The organism is Stieleria sedimenti, assembly GCF_025060895.1.
Taxonomy (GTDB): Bacteria; Planctomycetota; Planctomycetia; order Pirellulales; family Pirellulaceae; genus Stieleria; species Stieleria sedimenti.
Window position 1 is genome coordinate 18,408 of the sequence record NZ_JANZKV010000138.1, and the last position, 25,021, is coordinate 43,428.

At 59.3% G+C, this 25,021-nt stretch carries 19 protein-coding genes; 9 read left to right on the forward strand and 10 right to left on the reverse strand.

Annotated elements, in window-relative coordinates:
• Nucleotides 1-104 precede the first annotated feature (104 nt).
• Complete coding sequence (locus tag NZK35_RS17475) at nucleotides 105-2,192, reverse strand: CehA/McbA family metallohydrolase (protein ID WP_259633820.1); 2,088 nt, start codon at nucleotides 2,190-2,192, stop codon at nucleotides 105-107.
• A gap of 254 nt (nucleotides 2,193-2,446) precedes the next feature.
• On the opposite strand from NZK35_RS17475, the gene NZK35_RS17480 reads away from it, so the two are divergent.
• Together NZK35_RS17480 and NZK35_RS17485 are read left to right on the forward strand one after the other, a co-directional pair.
• Nucleotides 2,447-3,256: a hypothetical protein gene (locus NZK35_RS17480; RefSeq protein ID WP_259633821.1), complete on the forward strand. Its 810-nt coding sequence runs from the start codon at nucleotides 2,447-2,449 to the stop codon at nucleotides 3,254-3,256.
• A gap of 204 nt (nucleotides 3,257-3,460) precedes the next feature.
• Nucleotides 3,461-3,664 carry a hypothetical protein gene (locus NZK35_RS17485; RefSeq protein WP_259633822.1) on the forward strand — a complete coding sequence of 68 codons (204 nt, stop codon included), beginning with the start codon at nucleotides 3,461-3,463 and terminating at the stop codon, nucleotides 3,662-3,664.
• A 56-nt stretch (nucleotides 3,665-3,720) separates the two neighbouring features.
• On the opposite strand, the gene NZK35_RS17490 is transcribed toward NZK35_RS17485, so the two are convergent.
• Entirely contained in the window at nucleotides 3,721-5,067 is a 1,347-nt protein-coding gene (locus NZK35_RS17490) for an amidohydrolase (RefSeq protein WP_259633823.1), read from the reverse strand.
• Between the two features lie 348 nt (nucleotides 5,068-5,415).
• Here NZK35_RS17490 and NZK35_RS17495 point away from each other — a divergent pair, with 348 nt between their 5' ends.
• Together NZK35_RS17495 and NZK35_RS17500 are read left to right on the forward strand one after the other, a co-directional pair.
• Nucleotides 5,416-7,113: a sulfatase family protein gene (locus NZK35_RS17495; protein ID WP_259633824.1), complete on the forward strand. Its 1,698-nt coding sequence runs from the start codon at nucleotides 5,416-5,418 to the stop codon at nucleotides 7,111-7,113.
• A gap of 402 nt (nucleotides 7,114-7,515) precedes the next feature.
• Nucleotides 7,516-9,009 (forward strand): arylsulfatase, encoded by a 1,494-nt coding sequence (locus NZK35_RS17500; protein WP_259633825.1) that lies wholly within the window; start codon nucleotides 7,516-7,518, stop codon nucleotides 9,007-9,009.
• Nucleotides 9,010-9,340: 331 nt separating this feature from the next.
• Here the strand turns inward: NZK35_RS17500 and NZK35_RS17505 are convergent, their stop codons facing one another.
• On the reverse strand, nucleotides 9,341-9,709 hold the full coding sequence (locus tag NZK35_RS17505) for a hypothetical protein (RefSeq protein ID WP_259633826.1): 369 nt from the start codon (nucleotides 9,707-9,709) through the stop codon (nucleotides 9,341-9,343).
• A gap of 484 nt (nucleotides 9,710-10,193) precedes the next feature.
• On the opposite strand from NZK35_RS17505, the gene NZK35_RS17510 reads away from it, so the two are divergent.
• Nucleotides 10,194-10,628 (forward strand): ferritin, encoded by a 435-nt coding sequence (locus NZK35_RS17510; protein ID WP_259633838.1) that lies wholly within the window; start codon nucleotides 10,194-10,196, stop codon nucleotides 10,626-10,628.
• An 88-nt stretch (nucleotides 10,629-10,716) separates the two neighbouring features.
• Here NZK35_RS17510 and NZK35_RS17515 read toward each other — a convergent pair whose 3' ends face one another.
• From NZK35_RS17515 to NZK35_RS17545, 7 genes are all read right to left on the reverse strand, one after another.
• Nucleotides 10,717-11,220, reverse strand: coding sequence for a DUF1269 domain-containing protein (locus tag NZK35_RS17515; protein ID WP_259633827.1), 504 nt, complete (start codon nucleotides 11,218-11,220; stop codon nucleotides 10,717-10,719).
• Between the two features lie 146 nt (nucleotides 11,221-11,366).
• Complete coding sequence (locus NZK35_RS17520) at nucleotides 11,367-11,492, reverse strand: hypothetical protein (protein ID WP_259633828.1); 126 nt, start codon at nucleotides 11,490-11,492, stop codon at nucleotides 11,367-11,369.
• A gap of 134 nt (nucleotides 11,493-11,626) precedes the next feature.
• Complete coding sequence (locus NZK35_RS17525) at nucleotides 11,627-12,481, reverse strand: hypothetical protein (RefSeq protein ID WP_259633829.1); 855 nt, start codon at nucleotides 12,479-12,481, stop codon at nucleotides 11,627-11,629.
• A 376-nt stretch (nucleotides 12,482-12,857) separates the two neighbouring features.
• Nucleotides 12,858-13,733, reverse strand: coding sequence for an alpha/beta hydrolase (locus tag NZK35_RS17530; protein ID WP_259633830.1), 876 nt, complete (start codon nucleotides 13,731-13,733; stop codon nucleotides 12,858-12,860).
• A 201-nt stretch (nucleotides 13,734-13,934) separates the two neighbouring features.
• The gene (locus tag NZK35_RS17535) at nucleotides 13,935-15,449 is read right to left on the reverse strand and encodes a DUF7133 domain-containing protein (protein WP_259633831.1); all 1,515 of its coding nucleotides are present in this window, start codon (nucleotides 15,447-15,449) and stop codon (nucleotides 13,935-13,937) included.
• 219 nt (nucleotides 15,450-15,668) lie between these two features.
• Nucleotides 15,669-18,506, reverse strand: coding sequence for a c-type cytochrome (locus NZK35_RS17540; protein ID WP_259633832.1), 2,838 nt, complete (start codon nucleotides 18,504-18,506; stop codon nucleotides 15,669-15,671).
• Between the two features lie 624 nt (nucleotides 18,507-19,130).
• A complete protein-coding gene (locus NZK35_RS17545) occupies nucleotides 19,131-20,408 on the reverse strand; it encodes a BaiN/RdsA family NAD(P)/FAD-dependent oxidoreductase (RefSeq protein WP_259633833.1) in 1,278 nt (425 codons plus the stop codon).
• 218 nt (nucleotides 20,409-20,626) lie between these two features.
• On the opposite strand from NZK35_RS17545, the gene NZK35_RS17550 reads away from it, so the two are divergent.
• The 4 genes from NZK35_RS17550 (at nucleotide 20,627) to NZK35_RS17565 (ending at nucleotide 24,725) form a co-directional block, all read left to right on the forward strand.
• The gene (locus NZK35_RS17550; protein ID WP_259633834.1) at nucleotides 20,627-21,796 is read left to right on the forward strand and encodes a fatty acid desaturase family protein; all 1,170 of its coding nucleotides are present in this window, start codon (nucleotides 20,627-20,629) and stop codon (nucleotides 21,794-21,796) included.
• A gap of 186 nt (nucleotides 21,797-21,982) precedes the next feature.
• On the forward strand, nucleotides 21,983-23,005 hold the full coding sequence (locus NZK35_RS17555; RefSeq protein ID WP_259633835.1) for a hypothetical protein: 1,023 nt from the start codon (nucleotides 21,983-21,985) through the stop codon (nucleotides 23,003-23,005).
• Nucleotides 23,002-23,367, forward strand: a complete 366-nt coding sequence (locus NZK35_RS17560; protein WP_259633836.1) for a hypothetical protein — start codon at nucleotides 23,002-23,004, stop codon at nucleotides 23,365-23,367. The genes NZK35_RS17555 and NZK35_RS17560 overlap by 4 nt, the downstream gene beginning before the upstream one ends.
• Complete coding sequence (locus NZK35_RS17565; protein WP_259633837.1) at nucleotides 23,364-24,725, forward strand: methyltransferase RsmF C-terminal domain-like protein; 1,362 nt, start codon at nucleotides 23,364-23,366, stop codon at nucleotides 24,723-24,725. The genes NZK35_RS17560 and NZK35_RS17565 overlap by 4 nt, the downstream gene beginning before the upstream one ends.
• Nucleotides 24,726-25,021: the final 296 nt, after the last annotated feature.

Consider the following 25,021-nt stretch of genomic DNA (forward strand, 5'->3'; position numbering starts at 1 on the left):
ACGCCGGGGCGCCAAAACCATTCGAATGCGATTCAAAATTGCGATCCACTTGATCCTAAGAGTCTCTGAGGCGGTTGGAAAGGGACAGTCGCCCCCTGGATCGGTTATTCGACACCTTCAAGCTTGGCGATGACCGACATGCGATCAGCCCGGCGAGCTTCACTCAACGCCGTGGCAACCTTCCCCTGCGCCAAAGACTCCAATTCCGCGAGCGCATCACCGGACGTTCGCAACAGCGACGCGACATGATGGATCACACTGGGATCGCTGGAACGCAAACGATTCAGCAATCCGGCGGCGTCCCCGGCGTGCCGCCGGACAATCTGCCGCGCGGACTCCAAGGACGATGTGAATGTTCCGTCTCCATCACCATCAACGCGAATGGCGCCTGTCGAGCTGAAGACCGTGTGGGAAAACGAAGTGGACGTCGGCTGGTAGGGCAGAGCCGTCGCCCAGGAGGGATCGGTGATGCCGGGACCGGTGGCCACGGCAGTCAGCCACAGATCGTGTCTGCACTCGGAACGTGGCAGACGCCAGGTGACATGCGAATCGACAGCGGTTTCGCGACCCGGCACAGGAGCGACCGAGTGCCGAAACCGCTCGCGGCCGCAAACGTACAAGGCGACCGAATCGGCCCGTGTCCACGCCGGTCCCGTCACCCGCGCGGTCACCACCAGATCTCCCTGATCGGGATCCAGCGAAACCAGGTCGCCCGGCCCCGAGTCGTCGTGGACCGTCAAATGGACCAGCAAGCCGTAGCTGACAATGACCCGTCCTTGAACGAACGCGTCGATCGCGTCGGCGACGTTGATCTGCCCAGGGTTTGCATCGTCACAGCGAATGTAGGTTCTGCCTTGACCGACGATGAAACGAGCGACATCGTGCGAATCGCTGCAACCAACCGGGGTCACGTCCAGTCCGCGATTGATCAAGCCGCACCAATCGTGGAACAATTCCAACGTGTCGGTTTGGACCGCTCCCGAATTAATGATCTCCATCGCATTGAAATCCAACGATTGTCCGTCCAGTCGTTCGCCGGTCAAACGGTTGTGGCGGGCCGGCGAGAAGGGCCGAAATCCGCTGTGAATGTCGCGTGCGTGATTCAAGATCGCGACTTTGACATCGGGCGTCGAAGCGATGTCGGCCAGCAATGGTTTCCAATCGGTTTGCGTATGATCGGGCAGCTCGCTGTCGGGACGGATCGGAAAGAGATTGAAATGGCCCTGTTTCGTCGTGCATTCATCACCGATGACAGGCGTAAAGTAGGCGTCCGCGCCCATCGACTCGGCGATCGGCCGGTAATCGATGGCTTTGTTGTGATCGGTCGCGATCGGCAACTCGATGCCTTCGCCGGCCAACGTCACCATCCGCTCTTCGATGGTGCAATCGCCGTGACCGGAATGTGTGACCGTATGCACGTGGGTGTCGCATGCGACCCAGCCGCGTGTATCGACCTCGCGTGACAACACCAATGTTTTTGTGATCCGTTGTCCCGCCGTCAGCTGAACCGTCACGTCCGCCAATGAGTATTCGAATCCTCGGGTGGCAACGATGCGATACTGACCGGGCGCGACACCGAAGGCAGCCTTGCCGCTGAGCGTGTAGACCACGCCCTGGCGAACGGCCGTGTCGTGGTTGGACACGGCACCGACGGGAATCAACGCGCCCGCTTGATCGGTGATCGTGATTCGTCCAGGGATCGGGGCACCGGCGGGATCCACCAGCGAGATCTCGACCCGGGCGAGATTGCGACGCGTCTCCGCCGAAGTCGGGTAAAGCCGAACTTCCCCGATCCGAATGTCATCGGCGTCGCTACCATTTTGACGAATCTCTAAACGGTTCTTGCCGTCGATCACGCTGCCCGGTGGGACCGGGAAGTCGACCCGCATGTCATTCTCGTCGCGAACGAGTCTTCCCAGTGACGTTCCGTTGAGCCGGACGTCCCAAGCCTGTTTGACATTCTGCTGACGGAGCGTCAGCGTCCAAGCTTCAGGGTTGGCGGACGATTCGAATTCTCGTTCGAAGCGTTGCGTCGGGGCGTTCTCAGGAAACCACGCCCATTCGCGTTCTGCAGTGGTCCGAACGTGCTGCAACGCATCTTCGATCACAACAGGTGACAGATCGCCGGCCCAAATCGACGCGATCGAAAGCCAATGGAAAATGCTAAACGAAAGAATGATGATGTTTCTCAAAGCAGTCGTCCGAATAATCGATGCATGAATCTCAACACGTTTGATTGTAGACGGCCCGTGAAGGCGTCGCACGACGTGATCTGCGACCTCTCCGGTTTCGTGCCACTTTCGCTTGTTACCAGACTCCGCCTCCCACCCGCTTCACTTCATTTTGCTTGACGTGATAGACAAAACGTCTTATCGTGACAACTTCTCCATTGCGGAACGGTATCAGTACACCCAACGTAAAACTCCCTCGGTGCATCAGGTGAACCATGCGTGCTTTCTGTGTCATGATGTCGTGTTTGATTTCATGCTGGGGTATGGCCCAAGAGGCGTCAGAGGACCAGGCCAAGCGGGCGATCGAACTGGCCAAGGTGGAAGCGAAAGCGTTGGAATTGTTCCAGGGTTCCCAAAAGCTGAAGTGGGAAACCGAACCGCTGTTGCGTTGGACCAATCCGGTGTCCGGTCAAATTTATGGCGACGTTTACATTTGGACGCTGGACGGCCGCCCCGAAGCGATCGCGTCGATCTACAAATGGTTTTCTCCGCACACGCACCAGGCGACCGAACTGCAATCGCTCAGCGAGTCGGAACTGACGATGACGCGTTACGGAGCAAGGGCCTGGTCGACCGGAAAGGGGCTCGAGATGAAGTTGCTTGCCGATGCCCCCGCGCCGAGCGATCGCCCGTTTCAGCGATCCAGGCAGATGCACGCGATCGCGGAACAATTCGTCGCCCAAGCGGAAGATCGATCGGATCCGTCGTCGACCTGGAATTTGCGTCGCTTGCCCAAACCCATCTTTCGGTACCAAAGCGAAAAACGGGGCATCGTCGACGGGGCGATGTTCGCGTTTTGTCAAGGCAACACCAACAACCCGGAAGTGCTGCTGTTGCTCGAAGCCCGCCAGCGAGACGGCCAAACACGATGGCATTACGGATTAGGCAGACAGAACAGCCTCCGTTTTATCGTGCACCGAAATGGCGAGTTGATCTGGGACGTCCCGAAGTTGGCTCCGCCATGGCCAGCCGTCAACCGGCCCGACCAGCCCTATCTGGTGATCAAATCACAAGCGGCCAACTGACGGAGTGTTCAAGGTGAGCGGCGGGGCGTGAGCCGATAGCTTGCGACACTGACACCGAATACCGCTAAGTGAAGCCAAACGGAGAGGCCCGGACGCTGGCNNGACGCGTCAGCGGCCGGGCCGATCGAATCGCTGGTCCTGTGATAGACTGACGCGATTCACTGAAATCTCCACTAGAGACATTTTTCAAAGGACCCCTCAGACATGGCGAAGAAGCACATCACGTTGCAGCACAGCGAGAGCGTCATCGTGCAGGCCGCGGCACAGATTTATTCCGCCTACATCGCTAGCGGGCGAGTTCCCGCAGACGACGACAACACGAAATACCTGAAACAGTCGATCAAGGAAGCGATCATGATTGCCAGGAGCGTCGATGACGCGGTGATCAGTGACGGCGAAATGGAGTAATCGGCTGCAACACGTGATCGAATCATCCCGGCGAATGGATCATTCAGGCAATCGACTTATTTCGGCTTTCGGGCGCCTGATTCGTCGCCGCCCATCAGCGTCATCAGCGCAACGACGGTGGATTCGACGCCGCGAATGACAGCCGGTCGGGATTCGATCTTGAACAACGGCGAGTGGTGACTCGGCACCGCCGCACCGCCGGCTGCTTCGGTGTCGAAGGCGGATTGCGGGGTACCACCGACAGACCAATAGACCGACGGGATCGTCGGATCGCTGGTGAAGATCGGGAAATCTTCGGCCCCCATCCCTTTGGACGGTTCGTCGATGACTTGATTTTCGCCAATGTTTTTCTGCCATGCGGCTCGCAATCGCCGCGCCAGTTCGGGCGTGTTGTTTGTCGGCGGCACACCTTCCTTGGACACGGTGACTTCGGGCAACTTGTCTTCCGGTAACCCCGCCACTCGTCCCATGTTGGTCGCGATTCTGCGGATGCCATCCAGCAGTGTCTTGCGCGTTTCCGGACTGGTGCTACGGACGGTCAGCTGAAGATGTGCCTTGTCGGAGATGATGTTGTGTTTCGTTCCGGAATGAAAGGAACCGACCGTCACCACCCCCGGAACACGCGGCGCGATCTCGCGGGAGACCAGCGTTTGAAGCGCCAACACGATTTGGCTGCCCAGGACGATCGGATCTTTTCCCCGGTGCGGGCTCGCGCCATGTGCCCCGATACCGTGGACGACGATGTCGACCGTGTCGGAACCGGCATACGGGCTGCCTTCGGAGACATTGATCAATCCGGATCGGTCGCGTGAGGTGACGTGAAAGGCGAGTGCATAATCGGGGACGCCGAATCGTTCCCACAATCGATCTTGTTTCATCGCACGGGCGCCCATCACACGCTCTTCGGCCGGTTGCATGATCAACATCAACGTGCCTTGCCAGGCATCGCGGTTGGCGGACATGTAGCGTGCCGTACCGACCAAGCTGGTCAAATGCACGTCATGACCACAGGCATGCATCACGGGAACCACCTCACCGGTGATCGGGCTCTGCTGCGTCACTTTGGATGCGTTGGGAAGTCCCGATTTCTCTTCGACCGGCAATCCGTCCATGTCGGCCCGCATCATCACCGTCGGGCCTTCGCCGTTGTTGAGCAGCGCGACGACTCCGGTGCCTCCGACGCCTTCGGTGACATCAAACCCGACGGCGCGCATTTCCCGCGCCATCCTGGCCGCCGTCTTGTATTCGACCAACGACAATTCGGGATTGCGGTGAAAGTGATCGAACAAATCCGCCAGATGCGTTTCATAGTCGACGCGGACCGACTGTCGTAAATCCTCGGCGAACGCCGCCGACGGGATCGGAATCGCGAGCAAAAAGAGAATCAGGCAGGTCGGTTTCATCAGCGAGACTCCGGTTGCTGAACAAGGCTGGGGGGATCGCTCCGATTTCTAACATTCAAAATTGTTTTGATTCGGGCGTGCGTTGGCAACGATCGGCAAAGGACTTTTTCGACATCGCCCACAATCTGAGCACGGTCGGTGATCATCGTCAGTGGCTGCATTATACTGCGTGGCCGGTTCGGAGCCGGTTTGACCACTCGAATCACACCCCACTCGATCTCCCTACGTCCATCCCTGTCGACTCCAGTCACAAGACTGAAAGTCACCCTCCCCTCGCTACGATCGACCTTCCCTGCCAGGGAGGGTGACTTAAGAGGTGTAGACACCAATGCCCCCACGTTTGATCTGATGATGACTTTTCGCCCCTTTGCATTCTGCCTGTGTATTTTGTTCGCCGTCGCTCTGGTGTCGCGCGAAGCCGACGCGGCCGAGCGTCCGAACATCTTGTACATCATGTCGGACGATCATGCGGCGCACGCGATTTCCGCATACGGCAGCCGCCTGGCCGAGATCGCTCCGACGCCCAACATCGACCGTCTGGCCAAGGAAGGTGCCCTGTTCACCAACGCTTTCTGCACCAATTCGATCTGTTCGCCGTCGCGGGCCTGCGTGCTGACCGGTCAATACAACCATGTCAACGGATCGTTCGACCTGAGCGGCAGTGTTGAACCGGGCAAGCAGATGTTGGCCATTGAAATGCGCAAGGCGGGTTACGAAACCGCCATGATCGGCAAGTGGCACCTGAAAGCCGAGCCGGCCGACTTTGATTACTACTGTGTCTTGCCCGGACAAGGGAAATACCACAACCCCGATTTTCGCGTGCGGGGCGACAAGCCGTGGGGCAAGAACCTGATCAGCTTTCAGGACAAACATGTCACCGATGCGATCACCGACCTGTCGCTAAAGTGGCTTTCCGAGCGCAGCGACAAGGACAAACCGTTTTTCTTGATGCATCACTACAAGGCGCCCCACGATTACTTTGACAATGCGGCGCGTTACGAATCTTATTTGGCCGATGTCGAGATTCCCGAACCCGAAACGCTCTGGAAACGTGGCGAGTCGTTCGGATCGTTGGCGACACGTGGCGACAACGACGAGTTGGTTCCCCACATCGGCACATCGATCGGGTCGCGCAACCCACGTCGATCCTACCTGCTGGATCTGCCCGAGCTGTATCCCAACGAATTCCCCAAAGGCTATGACCCGGCAGATTTCTCCGACGAGCAAAACACTCGACTGGCGTACAACGCGTACCTGAAGAAATTCCTGCGCTGCGTCAAAGGCATCGATGACAACCTGGGGCGACTATTCGACCACCTTGAAAAGACGGGCCAGATGGACAACACCGTCATCATTTACACCGGCGACCAAGGATTCATGCTGGGCGAACACGATTACCAAGACAAACGCTGGATGTACGAGGAATCCCAGCGGATGCCGTTCTTGGTTCGCTACCCAAAAACCGTTCCCGCCGGTCAGCGTTTCGACGCGATCGTCGAAAACGTCGATTACGGTCCCACGATGCTGGAGTTCGCCGGCGCTGAAATCCCCGCCACCGTCCAAGGTCGCTCGTTCAAATCCATGCTGGAATCCGGCGAAGAGCCCGACGATTGGAAACAGGCGGCCTACTACCGCTACTGGATGCACATGGCCCACCACGACAATCCCGGCCACATGGGCATCCGCACCAAGACGCACAAGTTGATCTATTACTACGGCTGTAATTACGACGGCGGCTACCAGACGCCGGCCGGCTGGGAGCTGTACGACCTGGTCAACGATCCCCAAGAAACACGCAACCTGTACCATGATTCCGAGCACGCGAATCTGGCCGCGAAGCTGAAATCTCAGCTGGCCGAGACCCGTCAGCGGGTCGGTGATGACGGGTCGCATTACCCGGCGTGCGAAGCGATCGTGCAAGAATTTTGGGACTATGACGACGCGGATCAGGCCAAGGCACGTGAGATCTCACACCGGTATCTCCAGCGGCGACTGGAGGAATTGGCGGCCGGCCAGCGGAACATTCGCACGCACTACGGGAAGTGAGATCGAGTTGAGCCGAGACGAGGTGGGATTGGCTTCCAGCCTGTCATCACGCCTCGTTCCAAGGCTCAGCCTTGGAACGCAATGTCGGTGTGGCTCCGCCGCACGCGGGCTTCGGGCCGGAGGTGGAGCCTCCGGGACACTGTGTTCCCAGGCAGAGCCCTACGCCGTGAACGATTTATTTCCTGTGTTTGACGAGGTTTTAGCGGCAGGGCGCAAGCCCTCCGGCTTGCGCATCTTTGCCAACATACCGGAGGGCTCGCGCCCTGCCGCTAACATATCGTTCACGGCGTAAGGCAGAGCCGGGGAACAAGCGTTAGCGTTTCGTTCTTCTCCACCGTTGGTTGCCATCCGCGGTTAAACTCTTTTCTGCTGCAATCCATTCTCCCACCCCCAAAACAGACAATGAAGATTCACATGGCCCTGGCCGTCCTTGGTGGAGTGCTTTTTTGTACGCTCGCAGCCCGGTTGCCCGCGGAATCACTTTCCGGCTCGCGACCGAATATCATCTTGGTGATGACCGACGACCAGGGGATGGGCGATCTGTCCTGCATGGGGAACCCGCTTTTGCGGACGCCCAACCTGGATCGATTCCATGCGATCTCGACTCGGTTCACTGATTTCCACGTCAGCCCGACCTGCGCCCCGACCCGATCGGCGATCTTTAGCGGCCGTCATGAATTTCGCAACGGCGTCACGCACACGATCAAAGAACGCGAGCGGATGGCGCTGTCCACGACGACGTTTCCGCAGCTGTTGCGGGAATCGGGGTATGCCACGGGGATCTTTGGCAAATGGCACCTTGGCGACGAGGACGCCTACCAGCCCTACAACCGCGGCTTTAGCGAGACCTTTATTCACGGAGCCGGCGGGATCGGACAAGCGTTTCCCGGCAGTTGCGCCGATTTCCCGCCCAATCGTGTCGCTGACGGCAAATACTTCGACAACGTCATCCTGCACAACGACACGATCGTGCAAACGAAAGGCTTTTGCACCGATGTCTTCTTTCAAGCGGCACTCGGCTTCATCAAACAACAGCACGAATCAGACACTCCGTTCTTCGCCTACATCACCACCAACGCACCGCACGGGCCGATGCTGGCACCGGAAAAGTACAAGAAACGGTTCCGCGACTTGGGTTGGGATCAGAATCTGCAAGGCCGCTACGGAATGATCGAAAACATCGACGACAACTTCGGCATCTTGATGGACAAGTTGGACCAGTGGAATCTGTGGGACGACACGCTGGTGATTTTCATGACCGACAATGGCCAAGCCGGACGCAGTGCCAAGAAGAACGGCAAACAACAACAGGTCTTCACCGCCGGCTTCAAGACCGGAAAGGGTTCACCGTATGAGGGTGGCACGCATGTGCCGGCATTTTGGCGTTGGAAGGGAAAACTGGGCGAAGGCGTCGACATCCCGGCGCTGACCGCGCACCTCGATCTGTACAAGACGTTCTGCGCGCTGGCCGGTGTCACGGTCCCCGACGACATCCAACCGATCGACGGGCGCTCCTTGATTCCGTTGTTGGAAAACCCCCAGGCCGCGTGGCCGGATCGCACACTGTTCGTCCATCAGGGCCGTTGGCAAAAGGGAGAGGACCCGAATAAAAGCAAGTTCAAAAACTGTGCCGTTCGGACCCAACGGTGGCGGTTTGTCAACAACGAAGAATTGTACGACATCTCGGTGGATCCCTATGAAGCGCAGGACGTCGCGGCGGATCACCCCGAAGTCATCGCCGAACTGCGTCAGGCCTACGACCAGTGGTGGGCCGACACCGTGCCGTTGATGGTCAACGAAGACGCGTCCTACGCCGAGCAACAGCCGCAAAAGGTGCGGTACGAAAAGCAGTTGGCAGAGAAGGGAATCCCCGACTGGACACCGCCCACGCTGTAGCAAACCAAGTCGGGTAAGCATCCTGCTTGCCATCGGCTTGCGCGAAACTGGCACAGTGGGGTGAGCATCTTGCTCGCCTCCCTCTTGGAATCAGCTTTTTGTCGCGGTGGATTTCATGCTAGAAGTCAAAGCATTCAAATCAGTCAATGACCTTATTCGCGAGCTTGACAACGGAGGCCGGTTTTACCACCTGTTCACTCACGCAGATGACAAGATTGTCACCAAAGGCGAATTGGCAAAAGCGGCAGGGCAACTCGTCGGAGCAAACAATGCATTTCTCTTTCTCAAATTGGCAACGCTTGATTTTTCCGAAGCTGAGAAGTGTGCAATTCTAAACATGCTTGAACCCGACTTGCGGGAAAGACATCGCCAATCGATGCCGAGAGCCATCAACCCATCTTCGGTGGATCATGAAGGTAAAGCCGGCGACGCTGTCGTCGTTGAGGGGCCCGTTGAACACTGCCATGACAAAACCCGGTTCGGTGGTTTCACCATGATTCCGATCACGGTTGGTGAAATCACGACCTACACAATGACACCGATCTTCGACAATTACGCGGTCTACAGAGTCTTTGATGAAGAGCACCAGGATAGCAAGGAACGCTGTGCGGTGATTGCAGTGCCATTGAACATCGAATTCGCTGATCGGGCATCGGCAGAATGCCTTCTTCTTCTCATTTGGAGAACAAAGCCATGCCACGAGCTTCTCGATCCGATGAAGCGGGTGGCCTTTTCCATGCTCTCAATCGCGGAAACCTCCGCGCCGAACCACTACGATCTGGTGGTCTGCCGTTATGTGGAGCGCAATGCGCTACGTTCGGGATTGGCTGACCGGGCGGAGGATTGGCGGTGGGGATCGCTACGGCGCGGGCATTGTAAACGCGATTCGGATCCAATGCGATTGTCGCCATGGCCCATTTCACGCTCGCCCAGGTGGGTCAATCGTGCAAACGAGACGCTCTCCGAGAAAGAGCTTTTCTATTTTTGGCTCCCCCACCGGATCCTCCGCCCTGGGATCCGTACTGGGACTCGACAGATCGCGGCGGCGCTGCGAAAACCGATGTTCGGCGACTTCGGTTCCACCCTTCACACGAAAGCCCCCCAAAATGTCAAACCAACAAATCAACGACGCCTTAAACGGACAAATCGCCTCGGAATTTGCGTCCTGGTATTCTTATCTGGCGATGAGTGCCTGGTGTTCTCGCGAACAACTTTCCGGATGTGCGGCATGGCTTCGGGCACAGGCTCAGGAAGAGTACACGCACGCGATGAAAATTTACGAATTCCTGCTCGATCGAGACGTCGAAGTCAAGCTGTCACCGCTCGACGCGCCGCGTGAGACGTTCCATTCGATCGTGGAAATTTTCGAGTGTGCGTTGCAGCAAGAACAGGCAAACACCAAACGGATCGACGAGCTGTTCCACATGGCGATGGAGCAAAAGGCATTCGCGTCGCTGGTCGAACTTCAATGGTTCGTGACCGAACAAGTGGAAGAAGAAAAAACTGCCCGGACGAACTTGGCGCGGATCAAGATGATTGCCGATGATCCCGCGGCCGTTTTGGATTTCGACAACGCATTGGGCCAGCGCAACTTGCCGATGGACACTTCGCCCCAGTGATCGCTGAGCGTGCTGGTGTGCAGGCTTTCGCCGCCCGGTGTCGCTGCTCGGCAGCGAGAGGGAACGCCCAACGGCTGGACACCAACGGTTAGTCCATCTCGTATCGCTCCAGGGTCTTGGGGTCGGTTGCTTTGAGCACCTTTTCGGCGTGGTTGAGAGCTTTGTTGTCGACATCGTGAACGATGACCAGCACCGAGCCTGATTCCACACGGGCTGCGTAGTCGGAGCTGACGTCGTGGTCGACGCCCCACCGATCCATCACGCCGAGCAGGCTACCGATGGCGGCGCCGATCGCCATTCCCACCAAGGGTCCCGCCATGATGAACGGCCCGACCAAGGTTCCGGCCGCGATCGGAGCGGCAACGGTCCCTCCGATCAGCATTCCCAACGAAGTGCTCCGCCCGTCGGGCCCGTGTTTGCCCGAACTGTGCTCGTCCTCCTCATGAAGCTCATTGAGGTGCACCGCGGCCGGGTCGGTAGAACTGGAGACCACCGAGATATTTTTTAACGTGTAGTGTTCTTGTTCGAGCTCTTCCAAGCCGACTTTCGCAGCGGCGTGCGTTTTATATTCAGCGACCAAACATTTGGACATGATTGTTCTCCCCGTTTGCGGCAGACGCCCCACATCACCATTTAACCCGATTCACTGCCATTCGCCAAAATTCAGTTGCCAGGAGACGCCGAAAGAGTCCGTCACCCATCCAAACCGGGTACTGAAACCGTAGTCATCCAACGGCATCAAGACTTTTCCGCCGTCAGCAAGTTTCTTATCCTGTCGGTCAGATCATCGCGAAACAACGTCGTTTCGATGTATCCATCGTCCCCCAATCCGAACCCGAATGCTAGTGCTGTGTCGGCGTTCAATGTTCGGGTTGCGTTTGTCGATCAAATGACGAAAACCGACCTTCAGGAGACTCAAGAAAGACACGGCGTTTACAGTGTGCATCGTGGCAACCCACTGACGGACATCTCGCGTTTTTCCGCAATCGTTTGACGGCTCATCCATCGGGCCCGGATCGATACCGTTGATTGACGACCTGGAATACGAATTCTTTTTCCGCCACGCTGCTCTGGAAAGTGGTTTTGGCGATGTCACCGGGAAACGACCTGCCGTTGTTTTCGCAGAACGCCTTTTCCATCGACGCCAGCGTGTCTTCGAGGTCGCGCGGTATGAATCGGACGACGTTTCGTCCATCGGTGGGAATGTTGGCCGCCGCCAGAAGTTGGCGATCGAACTGGACAAAGGGGTTGGTGCGTTTCCAGGAAAAATACAATCGCTGCTCGGTGCTGGGCTGACGATTGACGTGACGGACGGGGTGGGTCGCCAGAAGGGAGGCGGATTCGATCGCGTTGTCGCCTCCTCCGAACGCCGCCAATTCGATCCCAAAAAAATCTAATTGCGAAGCATAATCCTTGATTCCGCGAGCGTGAAAGACGATCTCCCAGCGTTCCCAGCGGCCAACGGCGTCGATGTCTCCTGGACCGGTTGACCGAGCGTCGAATTTGCCGTCCGTAAATCCGTTTGAAGATGCGTGGGAGGGGTTTGCGATGGTCGTCACGGCGGGCGACATTTGGCGCAGCGTCGTGGAGACGGCGTCAACGGTTTCCGCCAACGAAGGCTCCCGCAAATCCGCGACTTCCTCCGCCCCCGGCGGTTCGAAATCTTGGGCAAAACCGATCGGACTGGTGCTGGTCAGCGTCCGCTCAATCTGCATCCCCGGTTGCGGGGCTGGACCGCTTGCCAGCAACCACAGGAGGAACAACATCGACACCGTTGTACCAAGAAAGATCATCACGGCGGACAAGAACGAACTGACCGCATCGAATCGACTCAGTCGCAGGAGATCTTTCATTGGAGAACTCATTGTGTCCGTGTTCCTCGTCGCGCAACCGATTGCCCCCACAACCACCAAGGCGACGGCACGCCCACAATCCGAACACCGACGTCTTAGCGGCAGGGCGCGAGCCCTCCGGTCTTTCCCGCTAATACCGGACGGCTCGCGCCGTTCCGCTAACACCTTGCGGGGTGCTTTTGTTAGCGGCAGGGCGCGAGCCCTCCGGTCTTTCCCGCTAATACCGGACGGCTCGCGCCGTTCCGCTAACACCTTCCGGGGTGTTTTTGTTATCGGCAGGGCGCGAGCCCTCCGGTCTTTCCCGTTGATACCGGACGGCTCGCGCCGTTCCGCTAACACCTTCCGGGGGTGTTTTTGTTATCGGCAGGGCGCGCGACTAGCTGTCTCGATTCGTCACTTCGGCGACGATCCAGTCGAACAGACTGCTGAGATAGTCTTCACGGATGATGTCGTGATGCAGGTCGTGTGTTCCTTGCGCCCAGATCTTTGTGATCGCTCGGCCTTGGGATCGCTGAGCGAATTCGATGGAGGCTTGATGGCAGGTGATCTGGTCGGCGTCGCCGTGGGTGATCAGGGTGGGGGTGGTGAGTCGGTCGGCGTGATCGAGCGCCCAGCGTCCGGAGTCGATCAAGGCCCGGCCGAGACGGAGACTGATTCGTTGCTGCACGAGCGGATCGTCGAGAAAGGCTCGTTGCACGGCGGGATCACGACTGAGCTGGGCCGGATCGACGGCTGTGTTCAACACGTGGTGCGGGCGCACTTTCGCGAACAGTCGCAGCAGAGACAGGTGGATCGGTCCCGGCTGCTTCATCGAACGCAACATCGGCGACCCCGCAATCATCCACTCCACCTTGGAATACTGCCGAAGCTGATGGTTGATTACAAAGTTGCCACCCATGCTTTGGCCTAAGAGACCGACCGATGCATCGGGATGCCGTTCCCTGAGACGATTCAAAAAGATCTCGACGTCGTCCAACAGTGCTTCGTAGCTCGGGATCTGCATCCGCGGTCCCGGGCTTTTACCGTGTCCGACCTGGTCATAAGCAAACACGCGGATTCCGCGACCGGCAAACCAACACCCCAAGGCATCGAATCGTCCCGAGTGGTCGCCCAAACCGTGCACGACTCCCAACACGATCTCTCGCGGAAACTCCGACGACCGCGCATCGGGGGCGTGCCAGGATCGAACGTACCGATCGTGATGACCGAACCTCCACGTTTGCTCGCTACTGATCGTGTCACGCGCGTGCACGTCGGACAATCCTCGGTGAGTTCGTTTCGGGCATCGTTAGGCGTGGTACGGGGGCGATGGGCAAAACAATGCGGGCAAAATGATGACAGACCGGGGAACTGCTTGGGGGCAGGAAGATTGAGGAGGTAAGAAGATTTGGAAAACGATGGGGCAAGGCGCGACCCAAATTTTCTTACCTCCAAAATCTTCTTACCCCCTCCGCTACTTCGATGCGGTCGCGTCGCTGGGCCTCTTGGGGATTTCGTTGAGGGTGTAGTAGGCCCGGGTGTGGACCAACTTTCCGCCGTTCGGTTCCCGAATCGCTTGGAAGTCAAAGTCATGGACGTGACCCTGGACCAATCCGTCAACCTTCAGCTGAACCGTCAGACCGTCTTCGGACACCATCGCGTGAGTCACAGTCGGAGTGGTGTGGTCGACTTCGGGGCTGCCGTAGCCTTGGCGATAGAGGTGGGTGTAGGTTGTCAGCCGGTAGGATTCCGGTTGCGACGCGATGTCGGGATCCACGGGCTTGGTAAACGTCACCCGAAACCCCTCAGGTAACGCATTGAGCTGCTTGATTTCGAAGGGCACGATCCCGGTCCAGTCGAGTCGCTGGATGGCAAATTCTCGCGGGCCGCGGACGGGCCAGCCGCGGTTGGTGCCGCCGACGATCAAGTCGCCTTGCGGCGTGAACTGACACGCCAACAACCCGGTCGCCAGGCCTTCGCGGAACGGGTAGCAGGCGCCCTGCCAGACCCCGTTGATTTTTTCGGTCGTTGCTCGCATCACGACACTGAGGCTGAAGTCGCCGATGAAAATTTGATCTTCGAAGGGGCCGAATTTGCCGCCGGTGCGATCGACCATGAAGCCGGAGATCGATCGCCCCATCTTGATGTAGGGAAACACGACGGCGTACGGCACCAACTCTTTGACTCGGCGCCGTTCGGTCATCAGCCTTGACGGCGTGTTCGGTTCCACCTTGGGCTTTTCCAGGTTTTCCGCCAAGTCGTACCAGCGAAAACTGGCCGGATGCCCCATGAAGCCGCCCGGCTCCAAGACCTTCAAGCTGCACGATCCGTTCCACGGTCCTTGACTTTCGGCGTAGAACATCACGCCGTGTTCGTTGGGGCCGATCCCGCAGGGGCTGCGGATGCCGCTGCAAATCGGAATCGTTTTGCCGTCGGGCGTGACCTTCACACACCAGCCGCGAAACGGCTCATCGGACTGATAAGATTTGGAAAGACACAGTCCGACCCAAATGTTGCCTTCGGGATCCAGTTTCGACCCGAAGGCGAACTCGTGATAGTTGCGGAATCCCCAGGTATCACTGAGGGTTCGAAAACGGTCCGCCAGTCCGTCGCCATTTTCGTCGGTGATCTTGGTGACTTCGGTTTGCTGGGTGATGTAGAACGCGCCGTCTTTGAACGACATGCCCATGACTTCATCGAGCCCACTGGCGTAGCGTTTGTATTTGGGTTGCGGGTATTCCTCGAACGCGCCCTCGACCAAGAAGATGTCACCGCGACGGGTTCCGATGGCGAGTCGGTCGTCGGGCAAGACTTCAAAGCTGCCCGCTTCGATCGCCGTGCCTTCGGGCATCGGGATCTCGACGATCTTGTAGTACTTGGATTCCTCTTCGGCCGTGTCCCAGTATTCACCGAGTGTTTGGGCATGCGCCGATGCCGCCGCGGAGAGGATCAAGGCGAGGACGACGGTGAGGGTTGTTGTCAGACGCATGGGGATTCGATTGTTGATCGGTGTTTCTTGATCGGTGTTTCTTGATCGGTGTTTCGTAGTCGCGTGACTCGTTCCAAGGCTTCGCCTTGGGACGCAATGCGGGCGTGACTGCGCCACACGCTGCCAATTGCCGGGAGGCGGAGCCTCCGTGGCAGTGTGTTGCCAGGCGGAGCCTGGCAACAAGTGAGGGATGACAGGCTGGAAGCCTATCCCACTGGGTTACCATCGGTATTGGATCTCCAACTTGGTGCTGCCGGGCGGCAGATTGAGAGGCACGGCCAGTTGCATCTCGGTTTCCGATTGCACGATGTCCGCCTGGTGTTTCGGATCGACTCGGACGCTCAGCTTGTCGTCGATGAGAAACGTTTGCTTGTCGATGGCTTTCACTGTCTGGCCCGATGCGACTCGGAAAACCAAGTTGTTTCGCTTGTCCTTCGACGTGAATGTCACCGTCCGTTTCAACACCGTTTGATCGGAATCCGCGTCTTTCGAGTCGATCGCGTAGTCTTCGATTTCGATTTCGCCCAATCGGTACGTCCACGTGGGGCGGCCGATGTCGTCCAGGTCATAGCCGGTGAATTGGTGGTGCGGCGGACGACCTTCGTCGACGATCCAGGGTGTTTGGGCGTCGTCCAAATCCGGCCCGGGTGGGAAACGAATCAAGTCGCTTCCCAGAGGTCGCACGGTCCCGTGCCCCTGGCTGCGCCAGACACCGCCCGGATCAGCGAAGTCGCCTTTCCAAATCATCGCCAACCGCATCTGTTCGGCGTCAAAGGCCAGATTCAATCCGCCCGGATAGCCGACCCCGATGCCTCGTTTTCCGATACCTGGATAGCTTCGACGCAGCATCACGGCGCGGCCCTGATCGGCCAACAATCGGATCGGTTCTAATTGCAATCCGCGCGGCATCCTGGCCTGCCGCCCTTCGAGCAGGTACTCCCAGACCGCTCCGATTTGAAGGTTCGGGTCTCCGCCCAGGATTTCTTTGCGGATCGCTTTTCCGCCCGGCCAAAACGAGGGCATCACCGTTCCCGGGCTGAGCAATTGCGGCGAGACCATGTATTGATAGAACCATTCTCGATGAAGTCGCTCGGCCATTTCGGTCAGGTCGACCGCCGGCATGGTTTGCGCCGGTTTGTGCTGAAAGGTGTGGCAGGCGATGCAGTTCAGCCCTCCGGTGCCGACCAGTTCCAAGCCCGTCGTGCGAGCTTCCTTGGGATCCTGTGTCTCAGTGATTTCGGCCAACGGCTTGGGGTCAACCGATGCGAACCGGTCGACCAAGTGGGCCACGTTGGCCGCGCCGTATTGCGGCATTCTGGTTTTCATGTAGGGGCGGATGGAGCGACCGTTGACCAACACATCGCGCAGCCATTTGGAACGCAACTTCCCTCCGACGCCGCTCAACGTCGGCGGGATCCGTCCTTGGGGACCGAGGTTCTCATTGGTCGTCTGGAAGTACGGATCGCGTTGGTCCGACACCCCGCCCCAGCCATCGCGCGTGTGGCAGCGGTCACAGCGAAACGTCGCCATCGTCAATACGACGTGTTCTCGATCATCAAGCGAGACGGCGGACGCTTGGAGAGCCACACGAATCGCGTCGCGTTGGGCGTCGTCCAATCGGTAATTTGCCCACGCGCCCGACTTCGCCGACAGACAGCCCTGCGTCGTGTTCAATTGAGCCAGCGAGGGATAGCGTTCGGCACGCCCTTGGGCCTGAACCTGCTGCGTTTGGCCTTCCTCGGCGACATGGCACTGGACGCAACCGAGTTCGGTGAATGACTTGCGGCCGGACTGAATCATGTCGGGATCGGTTTGCATCGGCTGGCGATCGGCGTCGGCCCCCGCACCGCTGACCAGATAGTTTGCCAAATCGACCGCTTCCCAGTGCGTCAGTTTCATGTCGGGCATCCGTCCAGAGGGGCGTACCGAATGCGGATTTTCCAGAAAGGCCGAAAGTCCGTCGACGCTGTACTTGTGGCTCAGATCGCCGAGGGCAACCGAACCGTCGGCCATCAACTCGCCGCCGTCTTGGCCGCGCGGTGAATGGCAGGCGACGCATCCGACCGAGTGAAACAGTTCTCGACCGCGCGACGCCGACTGGGGGTCGATCGATCCTTGTTTGAAAGGATCCTTCGCCAGCGATATCAGGTACTGGGTGATCGCCGCCGACGCCGCATCGCGATCACCGTCGGAGAGATGCTGCATCAGATCCGGCATGCTGGTCCCCGGCTTGACGCTGTGGGGATCCGCGATGAATCGTCGGATGTATTGGGGATCGATTCGCGATGCCGCCGCGGTCAGAACCGGAGCCTGTTGGGGCGGCGTGGAAGTGTGCGTGGAAGTGTGCATCGTCGGTGTCGCGGCGTTGTCTCCATGACAGCGGACGCAACCGAACTGGTCCATCAAAACCAATCCGTGGATTCGAGGATCCAGCGAGGTGGACGGTGGTGCGGGCATCGACGCGGCGACGTTTGGTGCTTGCGCGGTCTGTGCGATGTCCATCAGGTATTTGACCAGATCCAGAAACTGTTGCCGGTCGTTGAGTTGATCGGCCAGCTTGGTCGGCATCGCGGAGACCGTTTGCGGCTCCAGCAGTTCGAGATCGTCGCGTGCGATCTCGATCAAGCGATTGGCATCGGACAGTTCCCTCAGCACGATCGTGTCGGCGTCTTGCCGGATGACTCGTCCGGTCGCCACGCGACCTTCCTGGGTCAGGATTTTGACCGATTCGAATCCCTTGGCGATCGACTTGGAAGGTTGCAGGATGGCTTCGACGATCGTTTCGTCATTCCGATCCGCGGAGACTTGGGTGAGATCCGGGCCGAGCAGATCGGCGGCGCCTTGAGCGTGGCACTTGGTACACGAAAGTGACTGGGTTGAAAACAGAATGGCTCCCCGGACCGCATCTCCCCGCTCCCGCGCCTGGGCGGCCAGTGTTCGGCTGCCTTCGGCGAGCAGTCGGTCGGTCAACGAGGGTTGCGGGGGAGACTGGGCAGGGCACCGTGCGGCATGGTAACCGAGTACAAACAGCAGTCCGGCGAGCAGGATTCGATTCACGCCAAGGGTTCTCGTCTGATGATCAAGGTTCATGTTCGATGTCGACAGTGTAACTGCAGTGTAGAGCACGCATTTGGCCTGCCGAAGCAGAGCAGAGCGACTCGGCCACAAGAATCCGGCGTGACACGGCGTCGCGGTGCGCGATACGCAGTCCTGAGTCGTGTTTGCGCACGTCCCATTCGTCGAAGCCCTCTCCTGCGAAGTGGGGCGAGCCGCGCCGTCGTTGGTGGAGCGGTCTTCGTCATGACGCAACTCTTTCCCAGGCTCCGCCCTACGCCGTGAACGACTTTTTAGCGGTAGGCTTGCGTCCAATGTCACGCCCTTTGGCTCTAAAGTGTTAGCGGAACGGCGCGAGCCGTCCGGTCGCGCTTCAAAAACTTCGTGAAAGACCGGAGGGCTCGCGCCCTACCGCTAAAACCTCAAGGTGTTAGCGGAACGGCGCGAGCCGTCCGGTCGCGCTTCAAAAACTTCGTGAAAGACCGGAGGGCTCGCGCCCTGCCGCTAAAACCTCAAGAAACACATGGAAAAAACGCTTCACAGCGTTGGCTGACGGGGGTCGGCCGGGACGGCCGGGGATCGCAAGCTGGAAGCTTACGCCACTGCCGAGGATCGCAGGCGGGAGGCTTACTCCGCGGCGGCGATTCCGGCGGCTCGTCCGGTGCTGAAGGCGGCTTGGAAGTTGTAGCCTCCGATCCAACCATCGACGTCCAGCACTTCGCCGGCGATGTAGAGACCGGGGACCTTGCGACTTTCCATCGTTCGCGGATCCACTTCCGTCAGCTTCACGCCACCGGCCGTCACCTCCGCTTTGGCGAACCCCCGTGTGCCTTGCACGGGAAACGTTGCGTCTTTCAGCCCGTTGACGAGTGCCTGCAGCTTCACGCGTGAAAGTTCTGCGATCGGGCACTCGGCGTCACTCGCCCGGGCGACCGATTCGGCCAGTCGACTTGGCAACCACTCTGCGATCACGGCGGTGGTCGTGCGGCGCCCGCCACCGCCGCGATCGGTCAGTGCCGCCTCGATTTGCGGGACCGACAGCTCGGGCACCAGATCGACGGCCAACGTGACGTCGTCGAACGAATCGGCACGGGTGATCGTGCCGCTGACGTCCATCGCGGCGGGCCCGGAGAACCCCAGGTGCGTGAACAGCCAGCTGCTGCGGCGGCTGACCAGCGGCTTGCGTTTGGAGGGTGCCTTGGATTGCCAATCACTGCGTTGGTAAACCGACGCGATGCAGTCATCGAGCGTTAAACCGGACAAGCTGTGCGTCCAATCGTATCCGCCGACCAGGGGAACCAGTGCCGGTCGGGTCCGCACGATGGTGTGGCCCAGTTTGTGCAGCCAGGCATACGCATCGCCGGTTGTGCCGCAGCCCGGCCAACTTTTGCCGCCGGCGGTCACGATCAGCCGATCGCAGCGGATCGATTCCGATTCGGTACGGACCAGCCACTCGTCGGCCGTTTTTTCGACCGCGGTGACGGCACAACGCAAATGAAGCTTCACTCCCGCTTGGACGGCACGCCGTTGCAAGGCGTCTCGGACGTGGATCGCGCGGTCGGATTGCGGAAACACCTTCCCGGTCGACTCCACCTTGGTCTGGACCCCCTGCTCGTGAAACATCGCCACGACATCGGCCGGCCCGAAGGCACCGACGGACTTTTGCAAAAATCGTCCCGTCTTGCCAAAGGCCTGGACGATTCCCTTGGCATCGGTGTCTTGGGTGATGTTGCAGCGGGTTCCACCGGACATCAAGATCTTGACGCCGGTTTTGCCATTCTTCTCCAGCAGCAGTACGCGAGCCCCCCTCACTGCGGCCTCCGCCGCAGCGACCAAGCCGGCCGCCCCGGCGCCGATCACCACGACTCGGTGTGCGGATTTGTCGAGTGTGGATGAATCGGTCATGTGCGGTCCGCCTGCGACAATCGTGACGTCAGTAACTTTGGGGAATATGCGGGCAAGGCCGTAAGAAGCGATTTAAACTGGGGGTTTACTGGGACGGCCGGTCAAACTTGCCGCCTTGCAGGGACGATACAAGCAAAACGAGGATTCTGTCCGACCATGTTGGTTTGCCCAACCGCGTGCCGGATCACCACCGCGACCCACTTCACGATTGTTCTGCGATGTCCGTTGATAGCCCAGCCCAACTCGCCAGCGACACGAATCCAGACCCGAAGCGAACGCCGAAGGTGGTTCCCGTCCCGCCGCGGGGCGATGGCACGTTTTCCTTTGCCGAAGCCCGCAATTTAATCGGTGATTTGACGAAACCGAATCCACGAATCTACTGGACGGATTTCTTACTGTCGATCGTCGGCGGCTTCATTGCCTTGCACGCGACGCTGCACGTGCCGCGATTGTTTTGGCCGGCGCCCTGGGTGATTCCCGTGGTGATCGTGTCGTATCTGGCGACCGTGCTGTTGTTCATGCGCTCGGTGATGTTCATCCACGAGCTGGTCCACTTACCCAAAGAGGGGTTCAACGGATTCCGGTTCGCTTGGAATGCGTTGTGTGGCATCCCGTTGTTCGTGCCGTCGTTTCTGTACTATCCGCACGTCGATCACCATCGACGCAAACATTACGGCACCGACCACGACGGTGAGTATTTGTCGCTCAGCCATCACAGCCCCTGGATGATCGTCGGCTTCATCGGCCAGGCGCTGATCATTCCCTTTTTGGGCCTGTTTCGATTCGTGGTACTGAGCCCGGTTTGTTGGCTGATTCCGGGAGCCCGCGCGTTCGTGCACCGCCACGCCTCGACGATGGTGGTGGACCCGTTCTACGAGCGTGATGATCCGTCGGACAAGGAAATGCGGATCGTGGTGATGCAGGAGTTCTTTTGTTTTCTGGTCGGCAGCGGATTGATCTTTCGCCACAAGATTGTGACCGGGGAATGGTTTGATCCGTTGTGGATCGTCGCGTACAGCGTTGCGATTGGATTATTGACGCTGAACGAAGTCCGCACGCTGGGAGCTCATCGATGGACGGGCGATGGCGGCGAGATGACGTTCGAAGAACAATTACTCGATTCGGTCAACTATCCCCACCATGCGTGGATCAGCGAACTGTGGGGGCCGATCGGAACGCGCTACCACGCTTTGCACCACTTGTTCCCCCGCCTGCCCTACCACAACCTGGGCGAAGCCCATCGTCGGCTGATCGAGGGGTTGCCGGCCGACTCGCCGTATCACCGAACGGTCGCGACCAGCTTGACCGCCGAGATCAAGGCGCTTTGGCGACGGGCACGCGATCGTGGGAAATCTGCCGAGAGCGAACCGTCCGCGATGGCGGCCTGAACAGCCGCCGAGCCATTGACGCGCACGTTGGTGTCGAGGCTTTCGCCAACCACGGGAGTTGGGCTTCTTGCGTGATCGGCACCGCGGAGGTGATACTGCGACCTGGAGGGAACGAGCGACCACCGCGGCGCGTATCGCCCTTGGTCGGAATTGCCCACGGTCGATCGGACGAAGCGGAGCCCAGGCTTGAACAAAAGCGAGATTCACGCCGGTTACGACTTCGAATCCGGGATGTTTTCTCGGATGCGTTCCTGGGTCGACGTGGCATCCTGGATTCGACTGACCCGCATCCCCAGGATTCTCGCTTCGCCCAGTCACGTCTCAGTTGTCTTGATCGCCTGCGTCGTGACCAGAACGGTCGGATCGTTCTTTTTAGGGGGACGTCTCGGACTGGCCCCGGTCTGGGAGCTTCACTCCCACATCCGGATGCTTGGGGCGATCTTTGATACGACCGGTCCGCTGTTCGGATCGCTGCTGGTCGCCGTGATGCTGATCGTTTGGATTCCGGTGCTTCAGTTTGTTTGCCGCGACGGCGCTGCGTTGGCTGCGGGCAAACCCCTGCCGCGCGCCGGTCGGACGTTGCGTTTGGTTGGAGCGCGGCTTGGGCGATCACTGTTCGTGCCGATCCTGCCCTGCCTGTGCATCGTGGCCCTGTTGGTGGGCGTGTTTCTGATCCGTGTACCGAGTTTCGTGGCGGACATTCCCGTGGTCTCTGGCATCACCGGCTGGGCGATCGGTATCGCCGCGATTCCGGTCGGCATTCTGGGATTCGGTGCGCTTTTCGCCGTACCGCTGGCGCTCGTTGCGATGGTCTGTGAACCCACGCCCGACCCGATCGATTCGCTCAGCCGTGGCTATGAGTCACTGTATCGTCGCCCACTGTCGTTGATCGGGTACGTGGTGTTTTCCGGGGCGGTGGTGTTTCTCTTCGGCCTGTTGCTGGGCGGAATCGGCGGGGCGTCGGTGCTGGCAGCACAGATCGTCGCGTCGGTGATTTCGCCAAACGGTGCGCAGTTTCAGGCTGCCGCCGATGCGATCACCATGGTCGTGGTTGCCTGGCAAACCACGCTGGCATTTGGTCTACTCGGGGGAATCTATTTGTTGCTCCGCAGTGACACCGGTGGCCAAGAGGCGGAGGATCTTTGGGAACCGCCCGCAGCGCCGGTCGAGCCGTTGCCGGAATTGCCAAAGGAGGCGATCGACGGATGAGTCCAGTTTCGATAAACCCTGAACCCTCACAGCGTGTCGCGACCGGGCCGGCCGAATCGGATGCCTCGCCGCGCCCCGCCAAGCATGGCCCCAGGATTCAAATCAGTCTGTCGATGATGTTGCTGATGATGGTCGTGTTCGCCTTCATCTCGGCGGCGTTGTACTACGCATCACAAGTCCCGGCGATCCGCGAAGAACTCAGTGTGTTGCTGTACGGAGAAGCGGAGGATGGTGGTGAAGACGTCGGTCGACTGGCACATCGGGCCTTCATCATGTTTACGTTTACATCGCCCCTGCTGTTAGCGTGCGTCCTGTCGCTGGTGGTTTCAGCCTTGAAATACTTGCAGCGCACGACAACGTGAACGACGAACCGTCTGACGCGGATCAGGCCGACGTTCTGGAACCGCTGGTGGCGGCACTCGGAAACGCCGCGATGCGTCCCGAGGAATTCGCCGCGTTCTCCGCCGCCTTGATGTCGCGACACCCCAGCGCGGTGCGTTATCGACACGACATCGATCCCCCGGACTTCGCGTTTCCGGTCCGCCCGATTCCGTGGTATTCACTCGGTTATCAATGCACCGATCCGGAAGTCCGCCCGAGCCGAACACTGCCGTACGCCGCCGGCGACTTTTTCATTCAGGATGCCGGCTCGATGTTGGCCTTGGCGGCCGCCGATGCAGACCGTCCTCCGCAACGCGACCGATTGATCTGTGATTTATGCGCCGCGCCGGGCGGCAAATCGAGCGCCCTGTTGGAATCGATCGGCGACGGCTTTTTGCTGGCCAACGAACCGATTCAATCTCGAATTGCACCGTTGGCCTACAACCTGGCTCGCACCGGGAGCGACCGCTACGCCATTACGAGCCTTGATCCCGAGCGGCTTCAATCGCGACTCGGCGGCATCTTTGATTTGGTCTTGGCGGATGTCCCCTGCAGCGGACAAGCGTTGCTGGGACGCGGCAAACAAAGCCTGGCCGCGGTTTCGAAGACTCAGATCGAACACAGCGCGTTGCGGGCCAAGCGGATTCTTGCGTCGGCCGTCAACCTGCTCCGCCCCGGAGGCCGATTGGTGCTCAGCACGTGCACGTTTGCCGAAGCGGAAAACGAATCTCAAGTGCGCTGGCTATTAGACCAAGACGGCGTGACACCCGAACCACTCGATCGCCTGGCGGACTATGCGAGCGACGAGACCGGATGCTGCTATCGCTTGTGGCCACATCGCCACGACTGTGCGGGCAGTTTTGCCGCGTCGCTTCGCTGTGACCTCGACGACACGATTCCTGCCGCATCGAAAATTCGAGAAAAACGCAAACGCGGCAAGCAGCCGGAGCGGTTGCCGGAGGAATTCAACGTCTGGTTTGACGCGACGCCACAGCGATACCAGGTTGCCGGCGCGGTCCTTTGGGCATGGCCCGAGGACGCTCCGCCGTGGGTCGAATCGATTGCCGCCGTCGGTCCCGAAGCGGCCTATCGCACCGGCCAAACCTGGAAGCCCGCGCATGGTGCGGCGCTACGTCGAACCGGTGCGGTGCGGGCGTCTAAAGGGATCGAAGTCGATGCGCTGACGGCACAGCGGTACCTGAGTGGTCAACCGATCCCTTGCGACGCGTCAGGCTGGTGTGTCGTGCGATACCAAGGCCGAGCGTTGGGCTGGGTGAAGGCATCTCGCGGGACCGGCAAAAATCACCTGCCCGCCGCGGCCCGGATGAACGTGGGATAAACTTCGATCTTCGCACGTTGATGTTTGGGCTTCAGGCGATGCCCTCTCGCTGCGGAGCAGCGAGACCGGGCGGCTGAAGCCCAATACCGCTAAGTCAACATGAATGAGGGGGCCCGGACGCTGGCGCGAACCGGCTGATGTCAAACGAATATCAGCCGTTTGGCGCGAGCCTACGGGCCCTCATCTGAAGAAACGACGCTTAACTTAGCGGTATTGGGCTGAAGCCTGCACACCAGCGGCGGTTGGTGTCCAGCCTTGAGGCGGATTCTGGTCGCTGCGGAGCAGCGAGACGGTGG